This is a genomic window from Streptacidiphilus neutrinimicus (assembly GCF_000787815.1).
GTDB classification, from domain to species: domain Bacteria; phylum Actinomycetota; class Actinomycetes; order Streptomycetales; family Streptomycetaceae; genus Streptacidiphilus; species Streptacidiphilus neutrinimicus.
Map to the genome: position 1 here is coordinate 1 of NZ_BBPO01000048.1, position 25,003 is coordinate 25,003.

The following is a 25,003-nucleotide window of genomic DNA, read 5'->3' on the forward strand; positions in this document are numbered from 1 at the left end:
CCGGCCGCCTCCCCGGACATGCCGTGGCAGACCCCGGACCCAGCCGCCCCGACCACCCGCCCCCGCCGCTCCCGCTCCGTCTCCGACGGCAGCGTCAGCCAGGCCCCCGCGCCGGAGGCCGAGCAGGTCCCCGAGCCGCCCGCCGAGCGGGCCCCTGCGCCGGAGGCCGAGCAGCCTGCCGCGACGGAGGCACCTGAGGCGCAGGCCCCCGCGCCTGCCGCGCCGGATGCGCAGAGCGAGGCGGGCCCGGTCGAGTCGGCTCAGCCTCGGCCGCGCCGCTCCCGCTCCGCGTCGGAGGGCAGCGTCAGCCAGGCGGAGCCGTCGACGCCGCAGGCGCAGGCCGCCGAGCCGGATGAGGCTGCCGAACCCGAGACCGCCGAGGGCGGCTCCGCTTCTGAGGAGGGCGAGTGACCACCACGCTCGACGCGCTGGTGCGCTGCATCGCCGTGCTCCTCGTGTTCCTGGTCTTCCCGCTCGTCATCGGGCAGACCGAGCACAAGGTGATGGCCCACATGCAGGGCCGGCTCGGGCCGATGTACGCCGGTGGGTTCCACGGGTGGGCGCAGCTCGTCGCCGACGGGGTGAAGTTCGCGCAGAAGGAGGACGTCGTCCCCGCCGGGGCCGACCGGAAGATCTTCCAGCTCGCGCCCGCCGTGGCCCTGCTGCCGTACCTGCTCGCGCTCGTCGCCATCCCGCTCGGTCCGGGAGACCTCCTCGGCCAGTCGCTCGACGCCGGGTTGTTCTTCGTGCTGGCCGTCATGGGCGTCGGCGTGCTCGGCTCGCTCATGGCGGGGTGGGCGTCGGCGAACAAGTTCTCCCTCCTCGGCGGCATCCGCACCGCTGCCCAGCTGATGGCGTACGAGCTGCCGATGCTTCTCGCCGCGGCCAGCGTGGCGATGGCGGCGGGGACGGTGTCGCTGACCGGCATCCTCGGGGCGTTCCACTGGTGGTGGGTGCCCTGGCAGATCGTCGGCGGGTTCGTCTTCTTCGTGTCCGGACTCGCGGAGCTCCAACGGCCGCCGTTCGACATGCCGGTGGCCGACTCCGAGATCATCTTCGGCGCCTACACCGAGTACACGGGACTGCGCTTCGCGCTGTTCCTGCTCTCCGAGTACGCGGGCATCCTCGTCGTCTCCGCGCTGACCGCCGTCCTCTTCCTGGGCGGCTGGCACGGGCCGATGGCCGACGGCCTCGGCTGGCTGTGGATGCTGCTGAAGACCTTCGCCCTGGCCTTCCTGGTGATCTGGATCCGCGTCACCTACCCGCGTCTGCGCGAGGACCAGCTGATGCGCTTCGCCTGGACCGTGCTCATCCCGCTCTCGCTCGCGCAGCTCGCGCTGACCGGCATCGTCAAGGTGGTGATCTCCTAGATGGCTCCGTTTCCCGGCCGCGGCCTGGCCAAGGGCCTCGCGGTCACCCTGCGCACGATGACGCGGAAGACCGTCACCGCGCAGTACCCCGACGTGCAGCCGGAGCTGCCGCCGCGTTCGCGCGGCGTCATCGCGCTGCTGGAGGAGAACTGCACGGTCTGCATGCTGTGCGCGCGCGAGTGCCCGGACTGGTGCATCTACATCGACTCCCACAAGGAGACGCTGCCCGCCGCCGAGCCGAACGCCCGTGCCCGCACCCGCAACGTGCTGGACCGCTTCGCGATCGACTTCTCGCTCTGCATGTACTGCGGCATCTGCATCGAGGTCTGCCCCTTCGACGCGCTGTTCTGGTCGCCGGAGTTCGAGTACGCGGAGGAGGACATCCACGACCTCACCCACGAGCGCGAGCGTCTGCGCGAGTGGATGTGGACCGTGCCGGCCCCGCCCGCGTTCGACCCGGCCGCCGAGGACCCGAAGGAGATCGCCGCCGCGCGCAAGGCCGCCGAGAAGGCGCAGGCGGCGGCGGAAGCCGCCAAGGAGGCCGAGGCGTGAACCTGGCTGCCGTACCTCTGGACTCCACCCGCGGGTTCCTCTCGCCGTCCGGCGTCGAGATCGTCTTCGTCCTCGTCGGCCTCGGCGTCCTCGGCGCCGCGCTGCTGACCGTGACCACCAAGCAGCTCGTGCACGCCGCGCTCTGGCTGGTCGTCGCGCTCGGCGGGCTGGCGATCGAGTACCTGCTGCTGACGGCGGAGTTCATCGCCTGGGTGCAGGTGCTGATCTACGTCGGCGCGGTCGTCGTGCTCGTGCTGTTCGGGCTGATGCTCACCAGGGCGCCCATCGGCGCCTCGCCCGACGCGGACTCGGGCAACCGGTGGGTCGCGCTGGGCGTCGCTCTCGCCGCCGCCGCGACGCTGGTGACGCTCGTCGTCGACGCGTTCCGCAGCACCTGGATCGACCTCGGCACCGTCGCGGGCAGCACCAAGGCCAACGGCGTCACCCTGTTCCGCTACTGGGTGCTGCCCTTCGAGGCCCTGTCCGTGCTGCTGCTGGCCGCGCTGGTCGGTGCGATCGTCCTGTCCCGGCGCGAGAAGAAGGAGCCCTGAACGGGATGCATCTCGTGTTCCCGGCCGTTCTCGCGGCCCTGCTCTTCTGCGTGGGCCTCTACGGCGTGCTGGCGCGGCGCAACGCCGTGCTGATGCTGATGTCCGTCGAGCTGATGCTCAACGCCGTCAACCTCAACCTCGTCGCTTTCGACGTATGGCTGCGCGACGCCCTGCACTCCGGCCAGGCGCTGACCCTGTTCACCATCACCGTGGCGGCCGCCGAGATCGGGCTCGGGCTGGCCATCGTGCTGCTGATCTTCCGCAACCGGGGCACCGCCGACATCGACCGGGTGGGCCGCCTGACCGACGGCGACGAGCAGGCCGGCGGTGACGAGCAGGCCGGCGGTGACGAGCAGGCCGACGGCGCTGAGACGGTCGGCGACGATGAGATGGAAGGCGTCGGATGACCCTCACCCTCGCGATCCTCGTCCCGCTGCTGCCGTTCCTCGGCGCGCTCGCCGGCCTCGCGTCGGGCCGCCGCGCGCCTGGGCTGGTCCGGCCGCTGGCCGTGCTGCCGACGCTGGCCTCGGCCGTGCTGGCGGTGCTGGTCCTGACCCGGATCGGCGCCAAGGGGCACCTCGACTCGGCCACGCGGCTGACGCCGACCGGAGGCCTGCCGATCTCGCTGTCGCTGCACCTGGACGGCATCGCGGTGCTGCTGGCCGCGCTGGTCGCGGTCGTCGCCACCTGCGTGCAGCTCTACTCGACCGCGTACCTGCGCGAGGATCCCCGCTACCCCTCGTACGCGGCCCTGGTCTCGCTCTTCACCGCGGCGATGCTGCTGGTCGTCTACTCCGGGGACCTGATCGTGCTGCTGGTCGGCTGGGAGGTCATGGGCGTCTGCTCGTACTTCCTGGTGGGGCATCACTGGGAGCGCCCGGACGCGCGGTCCGCGTCGATCAAGGCGTTCCTGGTCACCAAGCTCGGCGACGTCCCGTTCCTGTTCGGCATCTTCGTGCTGGCCACCGACGCCGGGACGTTCCAGATCAACGGCATCCTCGGGGCGGCGGCCGCCGGGCGGCTGCACCACGCGACGCTCGCCGCGCTGCTGCTGCTCTGCGGCGTGGCCGGCAAGTCGGCACAGTTCCCGCTGCACACCTGGCTTCCGGACGCGATGGCCGGCCCGACGCCGGTCTCCGCGCTGATCCACGCCGCCACCATGGTCGCCGCGGGCGTCTACCTGGTGGCCCGGCTGGAGCCGGTCTTCCTGCTCTCCACCGCCGCGCTGGTGGTGCTCGGGATCATGGCCGTGATCACCATGATCGGGTCGGGTCTGTGCGCGCTCGCGCAGGACGACCTCAAGCGGGTGCTGGCCTACTCGACGGTGGGTCAGCTGGGCTACATGGCCGGAGCGCTCGCCGTCGGCGACCGCGACGCCGCGCTGTTCCACCTGCTCACCCACGGCGCGTTCAAGGCGCTGCTGTTCCTCTCCGCCGGCGTCGTCATCCACGCCGCGCACACCAACTCGCTGACGGCGATGAGCCGCATGGACGGCCTGCGCCGCCGCGTGCCGGACGCCTACGCGACGATGGGCATCGGCCTGGCCGCCCTCGCCGGGCTGCCGCCCTTCTCCGGCTTCTTCAGCAAGGACGCGGTCCTCACCGCCGCAGAGCGCGCCGCCGACGGCGACGCGCTGACCGGCGGGCTCGGCCCGGCCGGGAACGTGCCGTGCTGGCTCGGCTGGACGGTGCTGATCGGCGGCCTGCTCGCCGCGCTGCTCACCGCCGCGTACGCCGCCCGGCTGTGGCTGCTGGCCTTCTTCCCCGTGAAGCGGACCGCGACCGCCGCGACCGCCGCGACCGCCGCGACCGAGGGCGTCGCGGGTGACGCGGGTGTCGCGGGTGTCGCGGGTGTCGCGAGGGAGGGCGCGGTCGCCCCGACCGCCGCCGCAGCCGCCGCGCTGGCCTCGGACGAGCCCGCCGGGCCTGTCGGGCCCGCCGCGATGGTCGCCCCCCTGTGGCTGCTGGCCGTGCCCAGCGTGGCCCTCGGCCTTGTCGGGCTGTGGCCGCACGCCCTCCCCGCCTGGCTGGACGGCGTCTCGCTCACCCCCTCCGGGGTGACCTGGCCGATCGCCACCGCCGTCGCGCTGCTCGGCGCGGGCCTGGCCTGGTTCGCCTGGCGCCGCGCCGCCGCCCGGGTACTGGCCGGGGCGGAGGCCGACGCCGCCGCTGCCGCGGACCCGGCGCCGCTGCTGCTCGGCCCGCTGCTCGTGCCCGCGCGCGTCGGCTTCGGCGTCGACACCTTCTACGACCGCGCGTTCGTCCGCCCCGTCCTCGGCGCGGCCCGGCTGGTCTCCTTCCTGGACCGCGAGGTCGTCGAGACCTACGTCAAGGGCGCCGCCGGCACCCCCGGCGTGATCGGCCGCGTCGTGCGCCGCGCCCAGAACGGCAACACCCAGGGCTACCTGAGCGCGCTCGCCGCGGGCGTCGTGGTGCTGGCCGTGATCGTGGCGGTGGCCCAGTGACGCAGCAGGCAGTGACGCAGCAGGCAGTGACCCAGGAGGCAGTGACGATCCACGCGGAGACGATCCACGCCGTGACCTCGATCGTCCGCAGCACGGAGGCGACCGCCCGATGACCGCCCTGCTCCTCGCCCTGCTCGCGCTGCCGCTGGTCGGCGCCGCCGCCACGCTGGTGCCGGCGCTCCGCGGGCGCCGCGCGCTCCGGTTCGGCGTCGCCGTGACCGGCGCGGACCTGGGCGTGGCCATCGCCCTCGCCGCCGGCTTCGACCTGCACCGCCCGGCCGTCATGCAGGGCGTCACGAACGTCGCCTGGATCCCGGCGCTCAACGTCCGCTTCCATCTCGGCGTCGACGGCATCTCGCTGCCGCTGCTGGTGCTGACCGCGCTGCTGACCTTCCTGTGCGCGCTCTACTCGCTGAAGAAGCTGCCGTCCGGCGGCAGCGAGCGGGCCTGGACGGGGCTGCTGCTGCTCCTGGGCACCGGCATGCTGGCCACCTTCGCCGTGCTCGACCTGCTGCTGTTCTTCCTGGCGTTCGAGATCGTGCTGGTGCCCATGTACTTCCTGATCGCCCGCTGGGGCGGGGAGAACCGGGGCCCGGCCGCCTTCCGCTTCATCCTCTACACGCTGCTCGGCTCCGCCGTCATGCTGCTGGGGCTGCTGCTGCTCGGCCTGAAGGCCGGGACCTTCGACATGTCCGCGCTGGCCGCGAACCACGGCGTCGGCCTCTCCCGTGGCACCCAGATCATCGTCGTGCTCGCCATCGGTGTCGGACTGGCCGTCAAGTCGCCGATGTGGCCCTTCCACAGCTGGCTGCCCGACGCCCACACCGCCGCGCCCACGGCCGGGTCGGTGCTGCTGGCCGGCGTGCTGCTGAAGATGGGCACCTACGGCTTCGTCCGGGTGCTGATCCCGAGCACGCCGCTCGGCATGCACACCCTCGCGCCCTACCTCGGCGCGTTCGCCGTCGTCGGCATCCTCTACGGCTCGCTCGCCTGCCTGTCGCTGGTCCGCCCCGGAGCCAAGGGCGACCTGAAGCGCCTGATCGCCTACTCCTCCGTCGGCCACATGGGCTTCGTCCTGCTCGGCATCGCGACGCTGACCGCCACCGGCGTCAACGGCGCGCTCTTCGCCAACATCGGCCACGGGCTCATCACCGGCCTGCTCTTCTTCCTGGTCGGCGCGGTCAAGGACCGCTACGGCACCGCCGACCTCGACGCGCTCGCCGGAGCGGGCGCCGACACGGGGGCGGCCCTGTACGGGCGGCTGCCGCGCCTCGGCGGGCTGCTGGCCTTCGCCGCCGTGGCCAGCCTCGGGCTGCCCGGGCTGGCCGGGTTCTGGGGTGAGCTGCTGGCGATGCTGGGCTCCTTCCAGCCCGCCGCCGGCCTCTCCCGGCCGACATTCGTGACCCTGATGGTGCTGGCCGGACTCGGCACCCTGCTGACCGCCGCCTACCTTCTCTCCGTCGTGCGCCGCGTCTGCATGGGCGACCCGGGCCTGGAGCCCCCGGCCGTCGCCAAGGCCCCGGCTCTCGCCGACGTCCAGGCCTACGAGGCCGCCACCTGGACCCCGCTGGTCGTCCTGACCGTCGTCGCCGGGCTCTGGCCCGCGCTGCTGCTCGGGCTGACCACCCCCGCCGTCAAGGCCCTGCTCGGAGGCAGCTGAGCCATGCTGACCGTCGCCGCTCCTGCCGTGGACCACCTCGCCGGTTCCCTGATCCAGTCCGTCGACTGGGCAGCGGTCGCGCCGGTGCTGGTGCCCGCCGCGCTGGCGCTCGTCGTCCTCGTCGCCGACCTCTTCCTGCCGCCCGCCCGCAAGGCGCTGCTCGGCCGGCTCACCGTGGCCGGGCTGATCGCCTCGCTGGCGCTGCTGCTGCCGCTGCGCGCCGGCCACCACCGCACCTTCTGCCTCCCGGGCCAGGCCCAGGCACCGGTGTCGTGCTCGTACGTGGCCGACCACTTCGCGCTGGCCTTCCAACTGCTGGTGCTGGGCGGGGCTCTCGTCGTCGCGCTGATGTCGATCGTCTCCGTCGACGAAGACCGGCTCCCCGCGGGCGAGTTCTGGTTCCTGTTGCTCGCCTCGACCTGCGGTGCGGCGCTGCTGCCCGCCTGCCGGGACCTGGCCTCGCTCGTCGTCGCGCTCGAGCTCGCCTCGCTGCCCGCCTTCGCGCTCGTCGCGCTGCGCCGCGACGGCCGCGGCGGGGAGGCCGCGCTGAAGTTCTTCCTGTCGTCGGTGACGGCGACGGCCGTCACGCTGCTCGGCGTCAGCTTCGTCTACGCCGCCGCCGGCAGCCTCTACCTGGACCGGATCGCCGCGGCCCTGCCCGGCGTGACCGGCCAGTTGCAGCCGCTGACCGCCGTCGGCACCGTGCTCACCCTCGTCGGCTTCGCCTTCAAGACGGCGGCCGTGCCGTTCCACTTCTGGGTGCCGGACACCTACGCCGGCGCCCCCGTGCCCGTGGCCGGATACCTCTCCGTGGTCGGAAAGGCTGCCGGACTCTCGGGCCTGGCCGCAATCGCCGTGCTCGGTTTTCACTCCTACGGGCGAGACTGGGGCCTGGCCCTCGCCGTGCTGGCCGCGCTCACCATGACCGTCGGCAACGTCGGCGCCCTGCGCCAGCGCGGCGACGCCCCGCGCAGCGCCGTCCGGCTGCTGGCCTGGTCCTCCGTCGCACAGGCGGGCTACCTGCTGGTCCCCATCGCCGCGGCCGGCTACGGCGCGAACGCGCACGCCATCGGCGCGACCGTCGCCTTCGCGCTCGTCTACGGCGTGGTCAACCTCGGCGCGTTCGCGGTCGTCACCTCTGCGGGCGCCCGCCTGACCGACTACCGCGGCCTGTTCTCGCGCCGCCCCGCGGCGGCGCTGGCGATGGCCTTCTTCCTGCTGAACCTGGCGGGCCTGCCGCCGGGCGTGGTGGGCCTGTTCGGCAAGGTCGTCGTCTTCCGCGCGGTGGTCGACGCGGGCATGGGCTGGCTGGCCGTCATCATGGCCGTCAACGTCGTGATCGCGCTCTACTACTACCTCGTCTGGACCGCCCGGCTGTTCCAGCCCGCGCCGGACGCCGTCGCCGCGCCCCGCCGGGTTCCGGCCGCGCTCGTCGGCGCGCTGGCGCTGGCCGCCGCGCTGGGCGTGGTGCTGTCGGCGGACCCGCAGCTCGTGATGCAGCTCGCCTCCGGTTCCCTCTTCGGCTGACCCGCCGGGGCCCCCGCCCCGGGGGGCCACCCAGGTGAGAAGGGAACTAGAGAATCCGTCTCACCCGTTGAAAATCCTGAACGGGCTGTGAAAGACACCCCCCACGCACGTCTCGGAGGGCTTCCGTGCACCGCCAGCACAACGGTCTGAAGACGGCCGTACTCCTCGGCGCGATGTCCGCCCTGATCCTCGTGATCGGCAGCTTCTGGGGTCGGACCGGCCTCGTCATCGGGCTGGTCGTCGCGCTGGCGACCAACGGGTTCGCCTACTGGAACAGCGACAAGCTGGCACTGCGCTCGATGCGCGCCCGCCCGGTCAGCGAGATCGAGGCGCCGGTGATGTACCGGATCGTCCGCGAGCTCTCCACCTCCGCGCGGCAGCCGATGCCGCGGCTGTACATCTCGCCCACGGACGCGCCCAACGCCTTCGCCACTGGCCGCAACCCGCGCAATGCCGCGGTCTGCTGCACCCAGGGGATTCTCAACCTGCTGGACGAGCGGGAGCTGCGCGGCGTGCTCGGGCACGAGCTGTCCCACGTCTACAACCGGGACATCCTCATCTCCTCGGTGGCGGGCGCGCTCGCCTCGGTGGTGATGTTCCTGGTCAACTTCGCCTGGCTGATCCCGATCGGGCGCAGCGACGACGACGAGGGACCCGGCCTGATCGGGATGCTGCTGATCATGATCCTCGGCCCGCTGGCCGCGGGCATCATCCAACTGGCCGTCAGCCGCTCCCGGGAGTACCAGGCGGACGCCTCGGGGGCCCAGCTGACCGGGGATCCGCTGGCCCTGGCGAGCGCGCTGCGCAAGCTGGAGCGCGGTACGCAGATGCTGCCGCTCCCGGCCCGTCCCGAGCTGGAGACAACCAGCCACATGATGATCGCCAACCCGTTCCGGGCGGGCTCCGGCGGCGGGATCGCCACCCGGCTGTTCTCGACCCACCCGCCCATGCCGGACCGCATCGCCCGGCTGGAGCGGATGGCGGGCCACCGCGACTGACCACCCCGAGGGGGCGTCAGGCCGGCGCCGGGCGGGGGCGCCGGGCGGGAGGGTCAGCCCAACCCGAACCAGCCGAGCACGGTGTCCACCAGCAGGATCGTCGACATCAGCGCGACGCCCACCACGACGACGGTGGCGACGATCCGGAAGCGCGGGCCGTTGGCGTGGGCGCCGAGCAGGCTGCGGCGGTTGGTCAGGATCAGCAGGTAGACCAGGATGACCGGGGTGATCAGGCCCTGCAGCACCTGAGTGCCGATCAGCAGCTGGATGACGTCCACCGGGGTCATCGCCACGGCCGCGCCCAGCAGGATCTGCGCGGTGAACAGGCTGAGGAAGAACGGCGCGTCGCGGAACGAGCGGGAGACGGAACGCTCGACGCCGGCCGCCTCGCCAATGGCGTAGCTGGCCGAGAGCGGCACGACCGCGCCCGCCAGCGCGGAGGCGCCGATCAGGCCGACCGCGAAGAGGGCCTCCGCGCTCTGCCCGGCCACCGGCTCCAGCGCCTTGGCCGCGTCCGCCGCCGAGTTCAGCGGACCCGTGCCGCCGATGGCGGAGGCGGTGGCGATGATGATGGTCAGGCTGATGACGCAGGCGAACACGGCGCCGATGATCGCGTCCGCGCGGATCAGCGGGTAGTCGATGGTCCGGGTTCCCCGGTCGACCACGCCCGAGGCGGCGTAGAACTGCATGTAGGGGCTGACCGTGGTGCCGATCAGGGCCACCGCCAGCAGGATGAAGGCCTTGTCGCCGGTCAGGTGGGGGATCACCAGGTTCTTGCCGACGACGCCCCAGTGCGGCTTGCCCAGGATCATCGCGATCGGGTAGGCGAAGAAGACCAGCGACATCACCAGGAAGATCCGCTCGGCGTAGCGGTAGGAGCCGAACAGCACCAGCCCCCACAGCAACAGCGCGGCGGGCGGGATGATCGCCCACTTGGGGATGCCCAGCAGTTCGAATCCCGCGCCGATGCCCGCGAACTCGGAGACCACCAGGCCGGTGTTGGCCAGCAGCAGACAGCCGAGGGCGAGCCCGGTCGCGCGCAGGCTGAACTGCTCGCGGATCAGCGCGCCCAGGCCCTTGCCGGTGAAGGCGCCGAGCCTGACCGCCATCTCCTGCACCAGCACCAGGGCGATGGTGACCAGCACCATGAAGAACAGCGTCCCGTAGGCGTACTGCGATCCCGCGCTGGCGTAGGTCGCGATGCCGGCCGCGTCGTTGCCGGCGTTAGCCGCGACCAGGCCGGGGCCGGCCACGCCGACCAGGGCCACGATCCTGGTCCAGCGGTTCCAACGGGTGACGCGGCCCAGCACGGGGATCCGGGCCAGTCGGCTCGCCGGCGCTGCGCCGGGCTCGGCCGCCGCGGCCTCGCCCTGGGCGCTGTCGGTGTCGACGGTCACTGCAGGAACCTCCGGAAGTGCAGGCGGCCCCGGGCGGGCAGCAGGTGGTCGAGGACGTCGTCGGCCAGGATCCGGCCGAGGGGACGCCGGTCCTCGTCGACGACCAGGAGCGAGGAGGCGCGTGAGGCGACCAGCCGCGCGGCCACGTCCCCGAGCCGGGTGTGCGCGTCCACCGCCTCGTCGCGGGTGAACTGGCTCAGCCAGTCCGCGATCTCGCCGATCGTGGTGCGGTCCTCGGCGACGGTCAGGTCGAACAGCGGGATGTCGGCCAGCAGCCGGCCGTCGTCGGCCACCAGCGCCACCGCGTCGATCTCGGCGCGGTGCTCGGCGGAGGTGGCCAGCTCGGCGCGGATCTCCGCCACGGTCTGCTCGCGCAGGGCGGTGACCAGGCGGGTCGTCATCGAGCCGCCCGCGGTGTCCTCCGGGTAGGCCAGCAGCTCGCGCAGCTGGGCCGCCTCGTCGTCGCCGATCCGGGTGAGCAACTGCTCTCGCTCGTCGTGCTGCAGGTCGCGCAGCGCCTCGGCCGCCTCGTCCGGCTCCATCTCCTCGACCAGGCGGGCGGCGCTCTCCGGCGGGGCCTCGCGCAGCAGGTTCTCCAGCTCGGCGGGCTCCATCTCCTCCAGCGCGTCGGCGGCGTGCCCGGGGTCGAGCATGGCCAGCAGCTGCTGGCGCTCGGAGCGGCCGAGGTCCTCCAGCAGGTCGGCCAGCTCGGAGGGGCGCAGCCGGTGCAGGGCGGAGCGGGACGCGTTGAGTCGCACCTCGGCCGGGCCGTCGGTGGCGTTCTCGGCGAAGGGGGCGACCGTCTGCCAGTCGACCACTCGTTCGGGTGTAGCCCGGGCCTGCCAGCGCTTGGGGCCGAGGCGCCGCAGTAGGGTGGGGAGGCTGACATCGACTCCCACCAGCAGCACCCGTCCGCCGACGGGCGCGAGGTAGAGGTCGGCCGCGCGGTTCACCTGCACGCCGTCCACGTCTACCAGTTGATGGTCCAGCACATCGCGCCCGAGCAGCACCTCGCCCGGGCGCCGGACGAAGTCGGTCAGGTCCATCCGGGCGCTCTTGAGCTGCACCTGGTCGGCCCGGATCTGCCCGATCGCCGAGGCGGCCAGGAACGAGCGGCGGCGTCCGACGCGGACGACCAGCCCGGTGACGGGCGGGTAGGGCTCGTTGCCGTACAGACGCGCGACGACGTCGACGACGCGGCCGACCTCGTCGCCCGCGGGGTTGAGCACCGGCCGGCCGGTCAGACCGGCCAGGGAGACGAGGGCCTCGCGCACGGCGCGCGTGGCGGTGGCCTGGCGGACCAGCTGGACGCGACGGCCGCGCAGCCGGGTGGTCGTACCGGCGGACAGGGCGGACGAGGTCGGGCTCGCCTCGGACGAGGTGGTGGAAGGCATGGCGGTGGCACCCCCAGTTTTCCGCGCAGAGGCGGAGCAGGGCGGCGCGAAGTCGGGCGGCCTCGGGTGCGGGCCCGGCGCGAGGCGGCGGGCACGGTCTGTGGGGAGACGCCTAGCGGCGCGGGGCGGCCGGCTTCGAGCAGCGGGAGAAGGCGGAGGACGAGGTGGTAACTGGATAGGGCCGACTATGGCCCGGACTACTGTCCACGTTTCGCCTCCTTCCGATCGGGGACGCCGCACACCGGTGCGTGGTCGCGTCGCTGCGAGTCGGCGGTCGGGGGTGCCGTTGACACAATGACAGGTCGACACGGTGACAACCGGCCGGATTCTATCCGGGTGGAGCCGTGGGACGCCATTGGTCCAGCTAGCGCCCCGAGTGGCAGCCCCCCGAACGGGGAACCAGACTGTCATGGACGGGCGTGGAACGCGGTGGAACCGGAAGGGTCGACACGGAGGAGAGAAGTGAAGCTGATCAACTTCGTCCTGAACGTCATCTGGCTCGTCTTCTGCGGCCTGTGGATGTCGCTCGCCTACGTGGTGGCCGGGATCATCTGCGCGATCCTGATCATCACGATTCCGTGGGCCATCGCTTCCTTCCGCATCGCCCTGTACGTGCTGTGGCCCTTCGGGCGGGCGACGAGGGTGCGCGACGACGCGGGCGCCGCGTCCTGCGCGGGCAACGTGATCTGGCTGATCTTCGCGGGCTGGTGGCTGGCCATCGGGCACATCGCCACGAGCATCGCGCTGGCCGTCACGATCGTCGGCATCCCGTTCGCCTGGGCGAACCTGAAGATGATCCCGGTCTCGCTGATGCCGCTCGGCCGCGAGATCGTCTCGACCGAGGACCGTTTCGCGGGCTGGTGAGCCGACGAGCCCGCGATCTGGTGAGTCGGCGAGCCCACGAGCCGGTGAGCAAGCCGGTGAGCCGGTGAGCTGGTGAGTCGGCGACGGCGGGCGCCGGGCGCGGCGCGGGGTCAGCCCTCGACGGCCTCGCGCAGACGGCGGAACTCCGCCGCGATGCCGTCCAGGGTGTAGTGCGCGTTGAGCCCGCTCGGGTTGGGCAGCAGCCAGACGCGGGTGCCCTCCGTCGCGCCGCCGAGCCCTGCCTCCTGCGGGCCCACGGCGGCCTTCGGTCGCCCGAACGCCGCCCGGTACGCCCCGATGCCGAGAACGGCGAGCGCCTTCGGCCGCCACCGCTCCACCCTCTCGACCAGCGCCTTGCCGCCCAGCCGGTACTCCTCGGCGCTCAGCTCGTCCGCCTTCGCGGTCGTGCGGGCGACCACGTTGGTGATGCCGAGCCCCAGCCCGAGCAGTTCGCCCTGCTCCTCGGGCCGCAGTTGAAGCGGCGTGAAGCCGCCGCGGTGCAGCGCGGGCCAGAACCGGTTGCCCGGCCGGGCGAAGTGGTGTCCGGTCGCGCCCGACCAGAGTCCGGGGTTGATGCCGCAGAACAGCACCCGCAGATCGGGGCCGATGACGTCGTCGATGATCGCGTCCTGCGCGGCGGCCAGCTGTTCGGCGGTGGGTTTCACGTGCCCCAGTCTGCACCGGCCCGCGTGCGGCTGCGGCCGGGCCCTCGGTTCTGGGCCCTCGGTTCTGGGCCCTCGGTTCTGGGCCCTCGGTTCTGGGACCGCGGTCAGTTCTCGATCGAGGTGTGCGACCAGGCGGTGCCGTCGTAGAAGTAGGCCGGGTCGCCCTGGAGGCCGACGGTGCGGAAGGGCCGGCCCTGGAAGGTGATCGGCAGCTGTCCCTGTCGGTCGCCGCTGCTCCAGGACAGCTCCAGGTACCAGCTGACGTCCTGGGCCGCGGTGCTCGCGTCCACGTCGAGGACCTGCGGGTCGCCGGTCGAGACCTGGTAGGGGAAGTTCGTGACCCTGGTCGTGACGCCGTTGCCGACGTAGCCCGCCACGGGCGTGGTGCGCGGCACCGGCTGGTCGAGATTCACGGCGAACGACGCCGGGTCGAGTCCGCCGCCGCAGCCGGAGCCGGGGGTGAAGGCGTTGCCCTTCGGCGCGGACTTGCTGCTGATCACGTGCACGTAGAGCGCGTGCAGCACGACCGGCTGTCCGGTCGTGCTCTGCACCGTCAGCTGCAGCCGCAGGTGCCCACCTGGGATCCCGCCGAACGCCGAGGCCCACGCGTCGGTCTGGTCCAGCGACGGCGGCTGGGGGACCTTGCCCGGCTGCTGCTGCGTCAGGAACCACTGGCCGCACTGCATGTCCCAGTTGTTGGCGAGCACGTTGACCGAGATGAGCGGCTGCCCGTCCCCGCCGCCACCGCCCGTCGCCGACGCTCCCTGGGAGCCGCCGACGGCGCTCGGCGAACCGGAGCCACCGGAGGCGGACTGCGACGGGGGCGTGGCCGTGGTGGTCGTGCCCACCGCCGGGCCGGTCGGGGCCGCAGCGCCGGACGCACCCTTCGCGCCCTGGGCGCCGGGCGCACCGTGCAACGCGAGGGGTGAGGTGGCCCCGGCGTTGCGGGCCGAGCCGTCGCCCCCGCTGTGCAGCGCGATCGGAAGGGCGGCGACGGCGGCGACCGCGCCGAGCACGAGCGCGGGGCGCCGCGACCGCCGCGACGCCCCGGCTTCCACGGTCTCGACCGGCTGGATCGCCGCTGGGGGCTCAGGCGTCTCGCCGGCCTCGGGCACGGCGGGCGGCCGGAGCTGCGCCTCTTCCTGCACCTTCGCCTGTGCCCGCGCCGCCGCCCCCTCCTCCGGTTCCGCCACCTGCACCGCGTCCGCCGCCGCCTTCACCGACCGGTCGGGCTCGCGGCGTGCGGCGTCCGCCAGCAGCCAGCGGCGGTGCAGCGTCACCAGCTCCTCCGGCGTCGCGCCGCACAGGCGCGCGAGGCGCTCGACCGGCGCGTAGTCCGTGGGGACGGCCGCGCCGTTGCAGTAACGGTGCAGGGTGGAGGTGCTGACATGCAGTCGCATGGCGAGCTGGCCGTAGCTGCGTCCCGAACGCTCCTTCAGTTCGCGCAGCAGCGTGGCGAAATCCTCGATGTGCGTGGCCATTCCACTCTCCCCCGTCCCGCACCGCCGTTCCAGGCAACGCCATCATCGCAGCTCAGAGCGGCGGGAACGTTCCAGCGTCCCCGACTGTCGCGAGACTGTGGCATCCGGGACGGGTTCGGCCCGACGGTGGTGACGCAAGCCAGCCGACGATCACACAGCGACGATCACACAGCGAAGGTCAGCCACCATGTCGATGAAGTCCGCCCTCACGTCCGCCGCCGTCCTCACCCTCGGGGCGCTCGCCCTCACCGCCTGCCAGGCGGGCACGACCGGAACGGCCGGCGGGTCCTCCCCCTCCTCCGTCGCGTCGAGCCCCGCGGCCGGCACCGCCGGCACGAGCGGCGGCACCTCCGGTCAGCCGGTCTCCGACCCGTCCGGGCCCGCCGCGCCGAACGGCAGCTCGGGCGGCTCGGGCGGCTCCGGTGGTGCCGGCGGGGCGAACGGCTCCGGCGGTGACGCGACGAGCGACAGCTACGCCTACAAGCACCCGTGCGCGCCGCAGCAGCTCTCGGTCCACGTGGTCCGCCGCGCGGCGGCGCCGCCCCAGCGGGTGATCGAGGTTCGCAACAACGGGTCGCGCTCCTGCGGCCTGAGCTACTTCCCGCTGGTCTCGCTGGACAACGCGAAGGCGGCGGACGGCAGCCAGGCGGTCAGGCCGCTGATCCCGAGCGGCCTCGGCGGCGCGCCCGCCTACCCGGTCTACGCGGGCCGGACCGCCTACGCCGTCATCGACCTCGACCCGAGCGGCGCGACCACCGGCACCACGGCGGGAGTCGACGAGCTGAACGTGCTCGCCGACGGAAACCACATGCCGAACGCCGCCACGCTGAACTTCCCCCTCGGCGACGGCGCGCTCGTGCTGAAGCCGAAGCTGGGCCTGTACCGCGACAACATCGCGGACGCCGTCAGCTCGATGCAGTCCGCGGACTACCAGTCCTGAACGTCCGGCCCGACGTCGCCCGTCTCGCGGCGCAGGGCCCAGGCGTCCGCCACGGGCCCCAGGTGGCCGAGCTTGTCGGGGTTGACCACCGAGCGGATCGTCTGGATCCGTCCGCCGAGCGTCTCCACGACGAGGGCGCTGAGGATCCGGCCGTCCCGGGCGCGAAGCAGCGCGCCCGGCTCGGTGTGACATCGGCGCGCCGACCTGCGACGACGCAGGCCGACGCGCCGCTTGGGCTTGCGCGTTCCGGTGTCCGGCTTCCGGCTTCGGACTCCCGGCTCCCGGCCCGCAACTGCTGGCTCCCGGCTTCGGACTCCCGGCTCAGCGGTAGTTCACGAACTGGACCGCGAAGTCCAGGTCCTTGCCGCGCAGCAGCGTCTGGACGGCCTGCAGGTCGTCACGGCTCTTCGAGCTGACCCGCAGCTCCTCGCCCTGCACCTGGGCCTTGACGCCCTTGGGACCCTCGTCCCGGATGATCTTCGCGATCTTCTTCGCGTTGTCCTGGGTGATGCCTTCCTGGATGGTCGCGAAGATCTTGTACTCCTTGCCCGAGAGCTGGGGGTCGCCCGCGTCCAGTGCCTTCAGCGAGATCCCGCGCTTGACCAGCTTCGTCTGGAAGACGTCGAGGATGGCCTTGACCCGCTCCTCGCCGTTGGCCTTCATCTCGATCTTCTCGCCGGACCACTCGATGGACGCCCCGACGTTCTTGAAGTCGAAGCGCGTGGCGATCTCGCGGCCGGTCTGGTTGAGCGCGTTGTCGACCTCCTGCCGCTCGACCTTCGAAACGATGTCGAAACTGGAGTCGGCCATGATGCTTGAGTCTCCTTGATTCCTTCGGGTTCCGTGCACCGGCCCGGGCACGGCGGTCGATCCAGCCTAGCCACCCGTCCGGCCTCGTGCCCGCCCCCACACTGATCAACCGAGTGGCGAAGCACCCCCCACCATCAGGTATGGTTTACGACGTCGGAGCGGGAGACCGCGAAGACGCCATCCCTGGCGGGTTGCCCGAGCGGCCAAAGGGAGCAGACTGTAAATCTGTCGCGCAAGCTACGCAGGTTCGAACCCTGCACCCGCCACGTGGAAGTCGAGAGGCCCCGGACCAGCACGAGCGGTCCGGGGCCTTTCGCATGACGTCGTCCGGTAGCTCACCCGCTTGACCCCCTGATTCCCCGCCTCTTCTGGCACACGTACGGCACCCCGCGGCCGGCGCTGCTCCGGGCGCGGCAAGATCTCTCGGGGAGGGGCGGCCATGGATGTCGTGGAATTCATGGCGTGGCTGGCCGAGCATGGATGCTCTGCGGTCTTCAAAGCCGACGGGGAGCGTACGCCGGGCACACGTTGGATGGTGATCGTCTCCGGTGGCGCCTTGGGGGCAGAGTCCTTCTTCCGAGTTGATATGCCCTCGCCAGATGCCTGCCTTCAGGCCCTCCTCGATCGCCTTGAAGCGGTCGGCCTGTCCCCGTTCGCCTGAGCCCGGACATGAGCTTGGCTGATCATGGGGTCCGGGGGGCCTCTTCAGGGCGGCGGTCGTTCGCCACGCGTGCAGCCACCCCGCGAGCTGCCTCTTACTCCCACCGGTTCGGCGGAGCCTCTTGTTCAGCGACCTCGTAGGGGTCGCGGAGTGCCCAACGGCGGCGCCCCACCGAGCTACTGCTGCTCCCACTGCTCCTTGGTGATCTCGAACTGCACTCCCCCGAGCTCGGCGCCCTCGACCATCTGCATGTCATCAGGGGTGGGAAGAGTGTGCGCGAAGGTCATTCCGACCTTCTCCATGACGTGGCGCGAACCGCTGTTCAGGGCCATCGTCGCAGCCCAGACCTTTCGGACGCCGAGCTCGGTGAACCCCTTGTGGAGCAGGGCCCGTGAGACTTCGGTGGCGTATCCCTTGCCCCAGGCATCCTGCCGAAGCCGGTAGCCGAGTTCAGCCTCGTCCCGCGGGCCGTCCGGCTCGGGGCGCAGGCAGAACCAGCCGACGAACGCGTCGCCGACGATCTCGTACGCGGCGAACAGTCCGAGCTCGCCGTGCCACCTCTCGTAACCGGCGAGGATGAACGGCAGGTGGCTCTCGCGGACAGTCTCCGGCGCGGTAGCAGCGCCCCCGGAGAGGTAGCGCATCACCGCCGGGTCGCTGTCCAGCTCGATCAGCAAGTCCGCATCATTGGCGGTGAAGCGTCGCAGAACGAGGCGTTCGGTCTTCAGGTACGTGTCCACGCGGGGATGATTCCTGAACGGGCTCGGGATGCCCAACGAATTTGGGAGCCAGTCGGCCTGGGCATCGCCGAGCCCGACGAGCGGTACAGAAGCGGGCCGCCACCTGAACTTCCTTGTGCGCGACATGGTTTGCCCCTCCCTGTTCATGCCGGGTCACGGGGACAGGCGAAGGCCCGGCCCGGGTGGTGTCGGGCCGGGCCTGGTGTGTGTCCCGGAGGGACGTCCCGCGGGGAGGAGGCGGGAGGTCAGTCCGAGGCGGAGGGGGAGGAGGCGCGGAGCGCGTCGGACTCCTCGAGGATCTCGTCGAGGTCGGCGTCGGAGAGGAAGCCGTCGTCGGAGGAGGGGGCCGGGGACGGGCGGCCGGGGATCTGCGGCATGGTCTGCGCCTCCCAAGGGCGGAGTAGGGGAGTAGGGCAGGACAGAGCGGAACCGGGCAGGACAGGGCGGAACCGGGCGGGACAGGGCAGGACGAACAGGCCCACGCACCGTCGCCGAACGCGCCGGAGAGACGCTCGAAGGCGGGGTGAGCGGAGCGGGGGAGGCCGGTCTCGCGGGGGCCCGGTGGCGCGCTCAAGGTCGACTCGAGGAGCGCGGCGCACAGTGCGGCCCCGAGACGCCCACCGCGGAAACGGCCGAAGGAGCGAGCGACCATGCACACTGCGCCCTGGGACCAGAAGTTCGAGCGGACCGTCCGTGCGGCCCTGCCGTACCTGGAGCCGGACGAGCCGCTCTTGCCCGCCACCTCGCTGACCGACTGCGGGCTCGACTCGATGGGCATGATCCAGCTGACCGAGGTGCTCGAACGCACCTACGGGGTCTCGTTTCCGCCCGGGACGATGCCGACGACGGCGTTCTCGTCCGCCGGGACGCTGTGGGGCGCGGTGCAGACCGCGCGCGTCACGCAGCAGTTGGACGCGGCCGACGGCAGCGGCGGCCGACGCTCGGCGGGCTCCGCGGGCGGCGCCGCGGCTCGAGCAGGGCACCTGGCGCAGCCGTGGCTGCCGTGAGCGAACGGCCATGAGCACGACGGCACCCTTCGAGTACGGATGAGGTAGGTCGCGAGTCGGCCTCTGTCCGGTTCGACATGGTTGCGAGGGGCTCTCGAGAGTCCCGTCCCATCCTCGGCTCCAGCGGATCCAACGGAGGATCCCGCACACGGTCCGAGCTGAGGGGGAACAGACGTGACGAGTGGGGTCGAGCCGTCGAGCGCACGCACGTTCACCGACGCACGCACGTTCACCGAGCGGTTCCGTGCACACGCGGAGACGCTGGGCAGGCGGAACGCGTTCGTCTTCCTGCACCAGAAGCCCGGCGGGCCCGAGCCGGAGCGGGTCTCCTACCAGGAGCTCGACCGCGCCGCCCGCGGCATCGCCGCGTGGATCCAGGAGACCGGCAAGCCCGGCGACCGGGTGCTGGTGCTGCAGTCCTCCGGGCTGGCCTTCCTCACCAGTTTCCTCGGCTGCCTGTACGCAGGCGCCGTCGCCGTGCCGACGCCCGTGCCGGACGCGTCCAGCGCCAATCTGGAGCGGTTCCTCGGCATCATCAGAGACGCCAACGCGAGTCTGGTGCTGACCGACAGCGCCAACGCGCCGGAGATCTCCCAGCGGTTGGCCGAGGCGGGCCGGCCGCAGGTGCGGTGTCTGGCCACCGAGTTACTGCCCGGGGACAGCGCCGACAGCTGGGTCGAGCCGGCCTTCGCGCCCGACAAGCTCGCCTTCCTCCAGTACACCTCCGGCTCCACCGGCGAGCCCAAGGGCGTGATGGTCTCCCACGGCAACCTCGCCGCCAACCAGGAGACGATCCGTCGGGCCATGCGCACCGGTCCGGACTCGGTCATCGGCGGCTGGCTGCCGTTCCATCACGACATGGGCCTGGTCGGCCACCTGCTGCACCCGCTGTGGCTCGGCGCTTCGGGCGTGCACATGGAGCCGGTGGCGTTCATCCGCCGGCCGGTCTCCTGGCTGCGCATGATCACCGAGTACCGGGTGACCACCGGCGGCGGTCCCGACTTCGGCTACCAGCTCTGCCTGGACCGGATAAGCGACGAGCAGATGGAGGGGCTGGAGCTCTCCAGCTGGCGCAACGCCGTCAACGGCTCCGAGCCGATCAAGGCGAGCACGCTGACCCGGTTCGCGGAGCGCTTCGCGCCCGTCGGGCTGCAGCGCGGCGCGCTCTACCCCTGCTACGGCATGGCCGAGGCGACGCTGCTGGTCGCGGGCGACACCCCCGGCAGGCAGCCGGTGCGGTTCCGCGCCGACGGTGCGGAGCTCGACGGGCGTCGTCTCGTCGGCGCCGGGATCGGCGGCGGGACGCCGCGCACGATCGTCAGCAGCGGCCGTCCGCACGGCTGCGAGCTGCGCGTCGTCGACCCCGACACGCACGCGAGCCTGCCCGACGGCACCGTCGGCGAGATCTGGCTGCGCGGCCCCGGCATCGCGCTCGGGTACTGGAACCGGCCGTTGGAGACCGGCGAGACCTTCCAGGCCGTCACGGCCGAGGGCGACGTCGGCTGGCTGCGCACCGGCGACCTGGGTGTGCTGCACGAGGGCCGGCTGTTCGTCACCGGGCGGATCAAGGAGATCGTGATCCTGGCCGGGCGCAACCTCTACCCCCAGGACATCGAGCGGGCCGTGCAGCGCGCGGACGCCCAGTTCGGCTCCGGAGCCGCGTTCGGGATCGACACCGGCGAGACCGGGCGCGAGCAGGTCGTGCTGATCCAGGAGGTGCGCCGCCCCGGGCAGCCCGACACGGACTTCGCCGCGCTCGCGGCCACCGCGCAGCGCAGCATCCTGCGGGAGTTCGACATCCCGGCGGAGAACGTGCTGCTGGTCCGCCCGGGCACACTGCGCCGCACCACCAGCGGCAAGCCGCGGCGCGGCGAGATGCGGCAGCTGCTGCTCAACGGCTCGCTGCGCCCGATCCACTCGGTGCTGCACCCCTACCTGAGCGAGCTGATCGGCGCCGGGGCGGGCAGCCTGGCAGGCGGCGCGGCAGGCGGCCTCAGGCGGAGCGACCCGCGCGGCGACCTGCGCAGGGACCCGCGCGGCGACCTGCGCAGTGACCCGCGCGGCGACCTGCGCAGGGACCTGCGCAGCGGGCCAGGCACGAGTGGGAGGCAGTCGTGGTGACCACGCCGCGGCGCGTCGTTCCCGCCGAGCTCGACTGGCCGCTGCCGCACCCCTCCTGGGAGCTCGGCGCGCGGCTCGACCGCGAGCTCGGCGACCCGGCCGACGACGCCGGGGTGCACTCCTACCGCGAGTCGCTCCGGCTGGACGAGGGCGAGGAGTTCCCCGCCGAGCAACTCGCCGCGCTCGACCTGTGGGGACTGGCCGAGTACTACGTCCCGGCCCAGTACGGGGGCCGACTGACGGACTACCAGGACCTGTCGCAGCTGATCCGGATGCTGGCCCGGCGCGACCTCACCGTCGCGATCGCGCACGGCAAGACCTTCCTGGGCGCGGCGCCGGTCTTCCTCTCCGGCGACCACGCGGCCGCCCGGCGGCTGGCCCGGCTGGTCCGCCGGGGCGCCCGGGTCTCCCTGGGGCTGACCGAGCGCACCCACGGCAGCGACATCCTGGCCGGTGAGCTCACCGCCGAGAACCACGGGGACGGCCTGCGCCTGAACGGCGAGAAATGGCTGATCAACAACGCCACCCGGGGCCGGCTGCTCTCGCTGCTCACCCGGACCTCGCCCACCGGCGGACCGCGCGGCTTCTCGCTGGTGCTGGTCGACAAGGACGAGCTGCCCGAGGGCACCTACCGGCATCTGCCCAAGCTGCGCACCCTCGGCATCCGCGGCGCGGACATCAGCGGCGTCGTCCTGCAGGACGCGCCCGTCGGCGCGGACGCGGTGGTGGGCGGCCTGGGCGGTGGGGCGGAGCTGGTGCTGCGCACGCTGCAGGTCACCCGGACGCTCTGCCCCGCGCTCTCGCTGGGTGCCGCCGACCACGCGCTGCGGCTGGCCGTCGGCTTCGCCCAGGAGCGGGAGCTCTACGGGCGGACGCTGGCCGAGCTGCCGCTGACCCGGCACACGCTCGCCGGCGCCTACGCCGACCTGCTGCTGTGCGAGGCGCTCAACACCGTCGCGGTGCGCAGCATCCACGCGCTCAGCAGCGAGCTGGGCGTGACCGCCGCCGTGGCCAAGTACCTGGTGCCCTCGGTGGTCGACGACATCGTCGCCGAGCTCGGCGCGCTGCTGGGCGCGCGCAGCTTCCTCGCCGACCACTACGCCCACGGCCGCTACCAGAAGCTGGCGCGCGACCACCGGATCGTCGGGATCTTCGACGGCAACACGATGGTCAACCTGTACTCGCTGGTGGTCCAGTTCCGGGCGCTGGCACGCAGCTTCCTGGCGCCCGCGGACCACCGGCCCCGGCTGGCCTCGCTGTTCGACCTGGAGCGGCGGCTGCCCGAGTTCGACCCGGCGCAGCTGGTGCTGGTCTCCCGTTACGGGAGCAGCATCATGGGCACCCTGCCCGCCGCCGTCCGTGCGCTGCGTGCGGAGGCGGCGGACCGGCCCGCGCTGGCCCGCGCGGCCGCGCTGGCGGAGGAGGTGCACCGTGCCGCCCACGAGCTGCACGAGCGCATCGCAACGTGCACCTCGACCGTCGGCGACGCGGCCCCGTCGAGCTTCGAGGACGCCCGCCGGTACTCCCTGTGCTTCGCGGGCGCGGCGGCGCTCGGATTGTGGCTGCACTCCCACCGCGCCGCCGAAAGCGGCCCGACGGGCGAACTGTGGCGTGACGGCCTGTGGTTGGAGGCCGTACTCGACCGGGTGCTGCGGCGTCAGGCCCTCGGCGGGCCGGCCCGGCGGTCGGCGCCGGCGACGGGCGGCGCCACCGAGGCGGACCTGAGCGAGCGGCTCGAGGCCCGGCTCATCGAGCAGTACCAGCAGGGCAGCCTCTTCTCGCTGCTGCCCTGCCCAGTGGCGGAGGGACCCGTGTCATGTTGAGCAGGCTGAACGACACGCCGTGCAGCGGCGATCCGGCGCAGGGTCCACAGGCGGCAGAGGGTCCACACGCGGCAGAGGGGCCACAGACGGCGCGGGGTCCACAGGCGGCACAGGAGTCACAGGCATACGGCGCCACGCCCGACCCCGGGTGCGCCGACCTGGACGCGGGCGAGCTGCGGATCCGCGAGCGGGTCGCCGCCTTCGAGGGGCTGCTGGGCGACCCGCGCGACGCGGGCAACCCCTTCGGCAACGCGGCGCTGCTGGAGGCCGACGAGCGCGGCGAGCTGCCTGCCGAGGCGGAGCGGGCGCTGGCCGGCTTCCGGCTGAACGACGAGTTCGTCCCGCGCGAGCTGGGCGGCAACCTGGACCGGATCGACGGGCTGGCGCGGGTGCTGCGCCCGCTGTTCCGGCGCGACGCCTCGCTCGGGCTCGGCTACGGCGTCACCTCGTTCCTGGCCGCGATCGCGGTGTGGGCGGCGGGCGACGAGGCGCAGCGGAACTGGACCGCGGAGCTGCTGCGCGACGGCGGCCGCCTCGCGATCGCCTACCACGAGCTGGCGCACGGCAACGACTTCGTCCGCAACGAGTTCTCCGCCCGGCCCGACGGCAGTGGCGGCTACCTGCTCGACGGGCGCAAGGACGTCATCAACAACGCCGGGCGCGCGGAGGGCCTGGTGCTGTTCTGCCTGACCGCCCCGCCCGGACAGCGTGGCCCGCGTAGCCACTCGGTGCTGCTGGTCGACACCGCCGGACTGCCCGAGGACAGGTGGTCGGTGACCGACCGGTACCGGACCGTGGGCGTGCGCGGTTGCCAGGTCGCGGGCTTCTCGTTCGAGCGGTGCCGGGTGCCGGGCAGCGCGCTGGTGGGACGCCAGGGCGGCGGCGTGGAGACGGCGCTGCGGTCCTTCCAGATCACCCGCAGCGTGGTGCCGGGCATGGTGCTGGGCGGCGCGGACACGGCGCTGCGCACGGTGGTGCGCTTCGCCACCAGTCGGGAGCTGTACCGCAGGTCGGTGCTGGACATCCCGCACGCGCAGGCGACGGTGGCCAGCGCCTTCACCGACCTGCTGGTCTGCGACAGCATCTGCCTGGCCGCGACCCGCGCGGTGCACCTGCTGCCCGAGCAGACCAGCGTCTACGCGGCGGCCGTCAAGTACCTGGTGCCCAAGCTCCTCCAGGACGCCTGCTACAACCTCTCCATCGTGCTCGGCGCCAACTTCTACGTGCGCGACGGCGACTACGGCGTCTTCCAGAAGCACGTGCGGGACCTGCCGATGGTGAGTCTCGGGCACGCGGGCAGCGCGGCCTGCCAGGCCACGATCATCCCGCAGCTGCCCCGGCTGGCCCGGCGCTCCTGGGGGCAGGGCACTCCGGCGCCGGAGGCGCTGTTCCGCACCGGCGGCGGGCTGCCGCCCCTCGACACCGACCGGCTGGTGCTGGCCGCGGAGGACGACGCGCTGGTGGCCTCGCTGCTGGCGGCCGTCGACCGGCTGGAGGGGCCGGCGGAGGCGGGCGCCGAGCTCGCCCCCGTCCGGGCGCTGCTCCGGGCGCTGGTGGCCGAGCTGAACCGGGTCCGCGAGGAGTGCCTGGCGCTCGGCCCGCACGACCGCACCGCGATGGCCAGCCCGCACGCCTACGCGCTGGCCGACCGCTACACCCTGCTGCTGGCCGGATCGGCCTGCGTCAACGTGTGGCTGGCGCAGCGACAGGGCGGCGGGGCCGGTGGTGACGGTGCGGGCTTCCTCGCCGACCCGCGCTGGGTGGTCGCCGCGCTCACCCGCGTCTGCCGGCACCTCGGCCTGGCGCTGCCCGAGGAGGCCGACGAGCACAGCGAGTGGATGCTCGCCGAGGTGCTCTGCCGCTACCACGAGGGCCGCAGCTTCGACCTGTACGACACCCCCCTGGCCGGCCCGCTCGTCGTGGACGAGCCCGCCGCCGCACGCCACTGACTCCCCTGGGCCGAATCGAAGGGACCACG

At 72.8% G+C, this 25,003-nt stretch carries 22 protein-coding genes, 1 tRNA gene and 2 pseudogenes; 17 read left to right on the top strand and 8 right to left on the bottom strand.

Going from position 1 to position 25,003, the window contains the following annotated elements; genetic code table 11:
- The 9 genes and pseudogenes from TR48_RS43615 to htpX form a co-directional block, all read left to right on the top strand.
- Positions 1 to 411: pseudogene (locus TR48_RS43615) on the top strand (NADH-quinone oxidoreductase subunit C); the annotation flags it as partial.
- Complete coding sequence (locus TR48_RS26280) at positions 408 to 1,370, top strand: complex I subunit 1/NuoH family protein (RefSeq protein ID WP_042371722.1); 963 nt, start codon at positions 408 to 410, stop codon at positions 1,368 to 1,370. The pseudogene TR48_RS43615 and the gene TR48_RS26280, both read left to right, overlap by 4 nt.
- Positions 1,371 to 1,922 (top strand): NuoI/complex I 23 kDa subunit family protein, encoded by a 552-nt coding sequence (locus tag TR48_RS26285; RefSeq protein ID WP_042371724.1) that lies wholly within the window; start codon positions 1,371 to 1,373, stop codon positions 1,920 to 1,922.
- On the top strand, positions 1,919 to 2,473 hold the full coding sequence (locus tag TR48_RS26290; RefSeq protein ID WP_042371733.1) for an NADH-quinone oxidoreductase subunit J family protein: 555 nt from the start codon (positions 1,919 to 1,921) through the stop codon (positions 2,471 to 2,473). The genes TR48_RS26285 and TR48_RS26290 overlap by 4 nt, the downstream gene beginning before the upstream one ends.
- A 5-nt stretch (positions 2,474 to 2,478) precedes the next feature.
- Positions 2,479 to 2,880, top strand: a complete 402-nt coding sequence (gene nuoK / locus TR48_RS26295) for an NADH-quinone oxidoreductase subunit NuoK (RefSeq protein ID WP_042371734.1) — start codon at positions 2,479 to 2,481, stop codon at positions 2,878 to 2,880.
- Complete coding sequence (locus TR48_RS26300; protein WP_042371736.1) at positions 2,877 to 4,937, top strand: NADH-quinone oxidoreductase subunit 5 family protein; 2,061 nt, start codon at positions 2,877 to 2,879, stop codon at positions 4,935 to 4,937. Before nuoK ends, TR48_RS26300 begins: the two co-directional genes overlap by 4 nt.
- Before the next feature lie 109 nt (positions 4,938 to 5,046).
- Positions 5,047 to 6,597 carry a complex I subunit 4 family protein gene (locus TR48_RS26305; protein WP_042371738.1) on the top strand — a complete coding sequence of 517 codons (1,551 nt, stop codon included), beginning with the start codon at positions 5,047 to 5,049 and terminating at the stop codon, positions 6,595 to 6,597.
- Between the two features lie 3 nt (positions 6,598 to 6,600).
- Positions 6,601 to 8,124: an NADH-quinone oxidoreductase subunit N gene (locus TR48_RS26310; RefSeq protein WP_042371740.1), complete on the top strand. Its 1,524-nt coding sequence runs from the start codon at positions 6,601 to 6,603 to the stop codon at positions 8,122 to 8,124.
- Positions 8,125 to 8,249: 125 nt separating this feature from the next.
- Complete coding sequence (gene htpX / locus TR48_RS26315) at positions 8,250 to 9,122, top strand: zinc metalloprotease HtpX (RefSeq protein WP_042371741.1); 873 nt, start codon at positions 8,250 to 8,252, stop codon at positions 9,120 to 9,122.
- A 53-nt stretch (positions 9,123 to 9,175) separates the two neighbouring features.
- On the opposite strand, the gene TR48_RS26320 is transcribed toward htpX, so the two are convergent.
- Positions 9,176 to 10,519 (bottom strand): NRAMP family divalent metal transporter, encoded by a 1,344-nt coding sequence (locus TR48_RS26320; protein ID WP_236652343.1) that lies wholly within the window; start codon positions 10,517 to 10,519, stop codon positions 9,176 to 9,178.
- A complete protein-coding gene (locus TR48_RS26325) occupies positions 10,516 to 11,913 on the bottom strand; it encodes a magnesium transporter MgtE N-terminal domain-containing protein (protein ID WP_042371743.1) in 1,398 nt (465 codons plus the stop codon). Before TR48_RS26325 ends, TR48_RS26320 begins: the two co-directional genes overlap by 4 nt.
- A gap of 462 nt (positions 11,914 to 12,375) precedes the next feature.
- On the opposite strand from TR48_RS26325, the gene TR48_RS26330 reads away from it, so the two are divergent.
- Positions 12,376 to 12,777: a YccF domain-containing protein gene (locus TR48_RS26330; protein WP_042371745.1), complete on the top strand. Its 402-nt coding sequence runs from the start codon at positions 12,376 to 12,378 to the stop codon at positions 12,775 to 12,777.
- A 110-nt stretch (positions 12,778 to 12,887) separates the two neighbouring features.
- Here TR48_RS26330 and mug read toward each other — a convergent pair whose 3' ends face one another.
- Together mug and TR48_RS26340 are read right to left on the bottom strand one after the other, a co-directional pair.
- The gene (gene mug / locus TR48_RS26335) at positions 12,888 to 13,442 is read right to left on the bottom strand and encodes a G/U mismatch-specific DNA glycosylase (RefSeq protein WP_042371747.1); all 555 of its coding nucleotides are present in this window, start codon (positions 13,440 to 13,442) and stop codon (positions 12,888 to 12,890) included.
- A gap of 104 nt (positions 13,443 to 13,546) precedes the next feature.
- Complete coding sequence (locus tag TR48_RS26340) at positions 13,547 to 14,923, bottom strand: helix-turn-helix domain-containing protein (protein WP_042371749.1); 1,377 nt, start codon at positions 14,921 to 14,923, stop codon at positions 13,547 to 13,549.
- A 187-nt stretch (positions 14,924 to 15,110) separates the two neighbouring features.
- Between TR48_RS26340 and TR48_RS26345 the strand changes: the two genes are divergently transcribed.
- Positions 15,111 to 15,863 (top strand): DUF4232 domain-containing protein, encoded by a 753-nt coding sequence (locus TR48_RS26345; RefSeq protein WP_042371750.1) that lies wholly within the window; start codon positions 15,111 to 15,113, stop codon positions 15,861 to 15,863.
- Here the strand turns inward: TR48_RS26345 and TR48_RS40910 are convergent.
- Both TR48_RS40910 and TR48_RS26350 read right to left on the bottom strand, forming a co-directional pair.
- Positions 15,851 to 16,045, bottom strand: a pseudogene (locus TR48_RS40910) (RNA polymerase subunit sigma-24); the annotation flags it as partial. The gene TR48_RS26345 and the pseudogene TR48_RS40910 overlap by 13 nt on opposite strands.
- A 139-nt stretch (positions 16,046 to 16,184) precedes the next feature.
- Complete coding sequence (locus TR48_RS26350) at positions 16,185 to 16,673, bottom strand: YajQ family cyclic di-GMP-binding protein (protein ID WP_042371753.1); 489 nt, start codon at positions 16,671 to 16,673, stop codon at positions 16,185 to 16,187.
- Between the two features lie 185 nt (positions 16,674 to 16,858).
- Between TR48_RS26350 and TR48_RS26355 the strand changes: the two genes are divergently transcribed.
- Positions 16,859 to 16,939, top strand: a tRNA-Tyr gene (locus TR48_RS26355).
- A gap of 173 nt (positions 16,940 to 17,112) precedes the next feature.
- Positions 17,113 to 17,334: a hypothetical protein gene (locus TR48_RS26360; RefSeq protein ID WP_042371754.1), complete on the top strand. Its 222-nt coding sequence runs from the start codon at positions 17,113 to 17,115 to the stop codon at positions 17,332 to 17,334.
- A 176-nt stretch (positions 17,335 to 17,510) separates the two neighbouring features.
- Here TR48_RS26360 and TR48_RS26365 read toward each other — a convergent pair whose 3' ends face one another.
- On the bottom strand, positions 17,511 to 18,074 hold the full coding sequence (locus tag TR48_RS26365; protein WP_042371756.1) for a GNAT family N-acetyltransferase: 564 nt from the start codon (positions 18,072 to 18,074) through the stop codon (positions 17,511 to 17,513).
- 245 nt (positions 18,075 to 18,319) lie between these two features.
- Positions 18,320 to 18,451 carry a hypothetical protein gene (locus tag TR48_RS46405; RefSeq protein ID WP_268873601.1) on the bottom strand — a complete coding sequence of 44 codons (132 nt, stop codon included), beginning with the start codon at positions 18,449 to 18,451 and terminating at the stop codon, positions 18,320 to 18,322.
- 273 nt (positions 18,452 to 18,724) lie between these two features.
- Between TR48_RS46405 and TR48_RS26370 the strand changes: the two genes are divergently transcribed.
- The 4 genes from TR48_RS26370 (at position 18,725) to TR48_RS26385 (ending at position 24,974) form a co-directional block, all read left to right on the top strand.
- Entirely contained in the window at positions 18,725 to 19,081 is a 357-nt protein-coding gene (locus TR48_RS26370) for an acyl carrier protein (protein ID WP_052443048.1), read from the top strand.
- Positions 19,082 to 19,255: 174 nt separating this feature from the next.
- Positions 19,256 to 21,202, top strand: coding sequence for a fatty acyl-AMP ligase (locus TR48_RS26375; RefSeq protein WP_063771066.1), 1,947 nt, complete (start codon positions 19,256 to 19,258; stop codon positions 21,200 to 21,202).
- The gene (locus TR48_RS26380; protein WP_152628195.1) at positions 21,196 to 23,025 is read left to right on the top strand and encodes an acyl-CoA dehydrogenase family protein; all 1,830 of its coding nucleotides are present in this window, start codon (positions 21,196 to 21,198) and stop codon (positions 23,023 to 23,025) included. Before TR48_RS26375 ends, TR48_RS26380 begins: the two co-directional genes overlap by 7 nt.
- Entirely contained in the window at positions 23,019 to 24,974 is a 1,956-nt protein-coding gene (locus TR48_RS26385) for an acyl-CoA dehydrogenase family protein (RefSeq protein ID WP_084729783.1), read from the top strand. The genes TR48_RS26380 and TR48_RS26385 overlap by 7 nt, the downstream gene beginning before the upstream one ends.
- The last annotated feature ends 29 nt before the right edge of the window (positions 24,975 to 25,003 follow it).